Genomic DNA, 5,719 nt, shown 5'->3' with positions numbered 1-5,719 from the left:
ACGAATCACTCGGTGACCTGACACCCACCGAGTACCGCCAACAAGCCGCCAGCGGTTCTACTTTTGAAGTGTCTGCTTGACGGGGGAGCTTACGCGGTCACCTCCTTCACGCTGGCGTAGTGGCTGTCCGCCTTGCTCTGGCTGTAGCTGGCGCTGGCCCCCGAGCCGTAGCCGATCACCACCTTGCCGCCGGCCTGCCATTGCTTGCTGGCGTAGTCGTCCGTGTTCTGCTCGCTGAGCACGTTCAGGTCGTGGCCGACGTTCGCCTGCACCGTTTCGCCGGCCAGTTGCGTGCCCTGGAGCGTGGCGTCGTTCCCGGCGACCAGGCTCAGCGTGCCGCCGGCGTCGACGTGGCTTTCCGCGTGCGTGGTGCCGTTGCCGTGGGCTTGACCCTTGCCCATGCTCGCCTGGGCATAGAAGCCGATGCCGTCGGTGCCGATCTGCAGGCCGACGCCGCCGCTGGCGTTCTGGCTGGCGTTCTGGAGGGTGTGGTGCTCGGCCTGGCTCTGGATGTTGATGTCGTGAGCCGCCGCCAAGGTCACGTTGTTTCCGCCGACCGTGCTGCCTACGAGGTTCAGGTCGCCGCCGGTGGCGGCGATCGTCACGTCGCCCTGGCTGCGGATTTCGCTGCCGTCGCTCGTCTCGTCGTGCGTCCGCGTCTCGCTGCTCGCCGTGCTGCCGCCGATGCCGACCTTCAGGTTGATCCCGCCCGCGTTGTTCTGGCCGGCCGCCTGATAGGCCTGCGAACCCATGCCGGCCAGATCCTTGGCCTCGTAGGCCGCCTTGGCCGCATACAGCGCCTTGAGCCGGTCGTCCTTCACTTCGCCGCCGCGCTGCACGTCGCCGGCCAATCCCTTGGTAGTCCTTCCGCCCTTGGTTCATCCGATCGCTGGCATCTATCTGCTGCGACAGCGTCAATTGGTCAATGTTCCGCATACTGCCTCGTCAGCAATTGCTCTCTATTTGCCACTCCCCTGGCGCGACCCAACTTATTCGTTGATAAACACCATCAAGTAGTTCGCGATCTCGAAGCTCCTCGAAAACCTCACTCGGCGACCAACCAGGCCCGGCAGAAAAAGCAACCCCCATGTCTCGTAGAAGACAAAATATCTTTGCCTTTTCTACACTATTCGATACCGTTTTTTTTAGAACGTTAGCAGCCTGTATTGTAAAGCCATGCGCCACTAGCACGCTTCGTATCTCAACTTTCTCGACGTGTACTACGATATCCAGACCAGCAGCCTCGACGACGTATGCACCTATTTCCCTAACACTGTTCATGGCTTTACCTTAACTGTAGTAATTGTTCTCACGTTGGCATTATCAGTTGTCGAAATTGGATCGATAACCATCTCCGGCCCTCCACCGGGAAGATGCCGACCAGGGCCCTGGAAGTATTGATTTCCTTCTAGAGGACTACGCGGTGACATATTGAATATACCATCGACCTGACGAATCTTGAAGCCATTAGATAGAGAACCCCGCTCTAACCCCATTGCCACTTCAAGAGCATCTGCCTGAGATTTCGTGATTACCATTTCACCAGATAAGTAAAAACTTCCAATAACATCAGTGATTGCCTTTTGATCGGTCACATACGTTCCATTCCTGCCAATTGTCGCGTAGCTATCCCAACTCACAGGGCTCACATTGAAACCCTTTCCAGCGTCGAGCATCGACCATTGACGTTCCTGTGGATTCGTGAGTTGCACGTCCCAGCCGGAATTGCTCGCGCTACCCCAACGCAACATTCCGTAGCTGAGTGCCGCACTGAGGGTAGCGTTACCTGCCATCGCCCCTTCCATCTGACCGGCTGGGCCGAAATTCCCCTGCTGCGCCAGATAGAGCACCCCTTCCATACCCTGCTGCGCCTGGCTCATCCAGCCTTTCGGATCAGTCAGCATGTTCACCGTGGACTGCAATCCCGTGGCGACATTGCTGGGATTGAAGGCACCTATCGCTCCTTGCCCGAAGCCCTTGGCCCAATCACCGACTTGGCTCCAACCCAACTCTTGTGGGCCTTGCGCAGTCTGTGGATTACTACCAAAGATCGTAGCGTCATTGCGCTGATACGGTGCCGAGACCCCAAACAACGGCACCGGTTGCCCGAATTGGTCGTAACCGATGATCGGATTGCCCTGTGACTGGGCATAGCTGCGCAAGAAATTCTGCGCCTCCTGCATTCTAGCTGGATCATAGACTGAGTTAGCCGCCGTAGCCTGATCCAGCATGACCATGGCAGCGCCTTCCAGAACTTGTGCTGCCAACTCGACACTCATGTCTGGATTTTCGGCTGCATATTGCTTGGCGAGCACGTTATCTATGATCGCTTTTTCGTTCTTCGCAGGATCAGCGTCTTGATGCAATTGGCGATTGAACTGCTCACCTTGCAGCGCCATCGCTGTACCCGCACCACCACCAGCGGCGCCACCAATCGCGGCACTTCCTAACTGCATTAGGATCTTACCGGTCGCGCTATCTGGGTTGATCCCTTGTGACCATAGATAGTTCTGCATCGCACTGACTGCCGCTTCGCTAGCCGCCGCACCCGTAGCCCCCTGGGCGATATTGCCGCCACCCAACGCACTCGCGGCCGCACCAACCAGACCATGCAGGATGGTGCTACCCGTACTACCCGGCGCCCATCCCATCGCCTGCTCGATATCACCGGCCGCGCGCATCCCGACCTGCCCCGCAATCTGACCGACCTCCTGATTCTCCTGCACCTTCTGCGCGTCGAAGCCATTTCGGATGCCATTGCCGTCCAGCGTGACCTGGTTCCGGTTGAGGTCGCCCTCCCCGCTACCGTCGCGCACAATCACCGTCCCCGCGGCCACGCCCGAGACCGTGTCGCTGTTCGTGTTGCCATGTTGCGGTACGCCCAGGGATAGCCCGCCGCTGAAACCGCTACCGGCACCGTAGCCGCCGCTGACGCCCACGCTACTGGCGCCGTACTTCGACTCGTTGTGCAGGCGCTGGGCGATCAGGTTGCCGGTGTCGAGCACGTTCTGGCCCGGGTCGGCCGTGCTGGCCAGCTGGCCGCCCACCAGATGCGTGCTGTCGCCCACGTGGATCTGGTAGCCGCCCGCGCCCGCCTGCAGGCCGGTCACCTCGTTCACGCTGGCGTAGTGGCTGTCCGCCTTGCTCTGGCTGTAGCTGGCGCTGGCGCCCGAGCCGTAGCCGATCACCACCTTGCCGCCGGCCTGCCATTGCTGGCTGGCGTAATCGTCGGTGTCCTGCTCGCTGACGACGTTGAGGTCATGCCCCACGTTCGCCAGGATGGTATGCCCCGTCAGTTGCGCGCCCTTCAGTGTGGCGTCGTTCCCCGCGATCAGGCTCAACGTGTCGCTCGCGTCGATATGGCTCTCCACGTGCGTGGCGCCGTTGCCGTGGGCGTTGCCCTTGCCCACGCTGGCTTCGGCGTAGAAGCCGATGCCGTCGGTGCCGATCTGCAAACCCACCCCACCGCTGGCGTTCCGGTTGTCGCTCTTGAGCGTGTGGTGCTCCGCCTGGCTCTCGATGTTCAGATCGTGTGCTGCGGCCAGCGCCACGTTATAGCTCCCCCTTGCCGCCACATTGGTCGCCGCCTGTGCATCGGCCGCCACATTGACCGCATAGCCTTCCACGCCCGCCGGCACCAATTGCGTCGCTGATAGGCCGCCTGCCCACCTGGCGTATTCAACGTGTCCGCTCCAATTAATTAATGGAATTAATAAGAAGAATAATCTTTATCCTGATCGACCGAAAGCTCCCAACCATCCAATAGCGAACCAAATTGAGCAAGACGCAGGGCAACTTCTGGAACGCTTAATATATCCGACTCAAGCATCCATCGCCCCAAACCAAGCTTGCGAGGGTATTTTATTAAACCTTTCTTCGCCTCATCCAAACACTTATTAAGCGATGGCAGATTAGCGAGGAAATTAACATCCTCACTCTCACCAATGTGAGATTTTATGGCTGCATCCAAGAGCTCCGCATGAAGCCTTAACCTCTCTATATCTACCAAAGTATTTTTTTTGTACATTTTTAATGCACCACTCTAATAGAATTTATTTTACTAGCGTTTGGATCCGTCCATAGCGACCTATTTGGCACTAGAATTTGTTCTGCACCACCATTAGCAGAATATACTCCTTGTTGTATAGGCGCAACTTTACTTGAAAATACTACTGGCATCGACCCCGATTTTGGCGTCATAACATAGACATCAAAACCATATGTAGCGCCACGGATGCCCTGTTCTGCGGGCAACCCCAAATAATCGGCAATTTGAGCCGTGGACATATTTTTTATTGCCTGATACTCCTGCATTGTTACAAAGAACGGCGAATTACCCTTAATAACATCGCTCCCTGACGCATTCTTTGGAACTAATTTGACAAGAGCCGTATCTGCATGAACAGGATATATTTCTGGTATATCAACCCCTGTTGAAATCACGTCTCTCACTATGCTATCAGCGATATCTTTTGGTATTCCATTACTCAAATATTGTTGAAGCAGCAGTTGAGCTTGCGGCGTTTGCATTACCTCCGGCGTGACCTTTACCCCTAATGGATTAAACTCATCTATCGGTATGTACGACTGCCTCGCCGCCGCATTGGCCACCGCCTGTGCATCGGCCGCCACATTGATCGCATAGCCTTCTACGCCCGCCGGTACCAATTGCGTCGCACCATAGACCAGCGCCGCCGCGTTAGGCGATAGCCCCATCCATTGCAACCCCTGCTCGCCCAGCGTTGCCGTCGGCTGTCCGTTCACTAGCGTGTCGGAGCCCGCCTTGGCGTTGTCCAGGCCTGCGCCCGCTAGGTACATCGCCCCCACGCAGCCAATGCCCGTTTCGCACGTCGAGGCGGCCAGCACTCCGCCGGCCATTTCCAAGCCACCACCCACCATCTGCAAGCCACCTAACGCGCGCGTCCCCACGTGATTGCTGTCGGCCCAGTTCGATAGCGCCGTCAGGCTGTTGACCGGCAACCGCCCCTCCTGCTCCGGTGCCCATGAGTACGGCGACGAAGCGCCTCCTGTGTTGGCGATGATGTATGCAGCCAGGTCGGGCGATACCTGCGCTGGCACTTGCTGCATCAGGTACTGGCTGCCGTTCGGACCAGGCACGAGTACCCAGCTCGCATGCGGGTCGTAGATCGACCCGGCGTCCTTGACATTGACCAGGCTGCCCGTCTGCGACGTCTCGCCCGGCATCACGCTTCCAGCCCCCAAGCTGTAGCCGCTCAGCCGCAAGGCATCCTCAATTTGCTGCGTGGTGTAGCGGCCGCCGCTGTTGGCCGCCAAGGACTGTGCCAGTTGTTGTTCGCTGAGGTGCAACTGACGGTTGTACTGCTCGCCCTGCAAGGCCGTGGAGGCGCCGCTGGCTCCGCCGACTGTGCCGCCGATGGCCGTGCTGGCCAGTTCCATCAGCACCTTGCCTTGGGCACCGTTCGGGTCGATGCCGTGGTCGGCCAGATAGGTCGCCATCGCGCCGCTGGCCGCTTCGCTGGCGGAGGCACCCAAGGCACCCTGTGCCGCGTTGCCGCCGCCCAACGCCGCCGTCGCCGCCCCCACCAGGCCGTGCAGCAGCGCTTCGTTGGCGCCACCGGCACTCCACGCCTTCCGCTCGGCCGCCGTCGTCGCGTGATCGGCCATGTAACCGGCCAACGCGCCCACCGAGCGCATGCCCACGTAGCCGGCCACCTGCCCCAGCTCCTGCTGATCCGCC

The 5,719-nt window shown here is 59.0% G+C and carries 3 protein-coding genes and 1 pseudogene; all 4 read right to left on the bottom strand.

Going from position 1 to position 5,719, the window contains the following annotated elements; translation table 11 throughout:
- Positions 1–89: 89 nt before the first annotated feature.
- Entirely contained in the window at positions 90–851 is a 762-nt protein-coding gene (locus C7456_RS16615) for a hemagglutinin repeat-containing protein (RefSeq protein ID WP_109724917.1), read from the bottom strand.
- Positions 852–1,277: 426 nt separating this feature from the next.
- The gene (locus C7456_RS16610; protein ID WP_139942955.1) at positions 1,278–3,626 is read right to left on the bottom strand and encodes a hemagglutinin repeat-containing protein; all 2,349 of its coding nucleotides are present in this window, start codon (positions 3,624–3,626) and stop codon (positions 1,278–1,280) included.
- Between the two features lie 83 nt (positions 3,627–3,709).
- Positions 3,710–4,027: a hypothetical protein gene (locus tag C7456_RS17070; RefSeq protein ID WP_139942956.1), complete on the bottom strand. Its 318-nt coding sequence runs from the start codon at positions 4,025–4,027 to the stop codon at positions 3,710–3,712.
- 2 nt (positions 4,028–4,029) lie between these two features.
- Positions 4,030–5,719 (bottom strand): annotated as a pseudogene (locus C7456_RS17065) (hypothetical protein); the annotation flags it as partial.

The organism is Fulvimonas soli (assembly GCF_003148905.1).
GTDB classification, from domain to species: Bacteria; Pseudomonadota; Gammaproteobacteria; order Xanthomonadales; family Rhodanobacteraceae; genus Fulvimonas; species Fulvimonas soli.
This window is presented reverse-complemented; position numbering and strand designations above follow the sequence as displayed.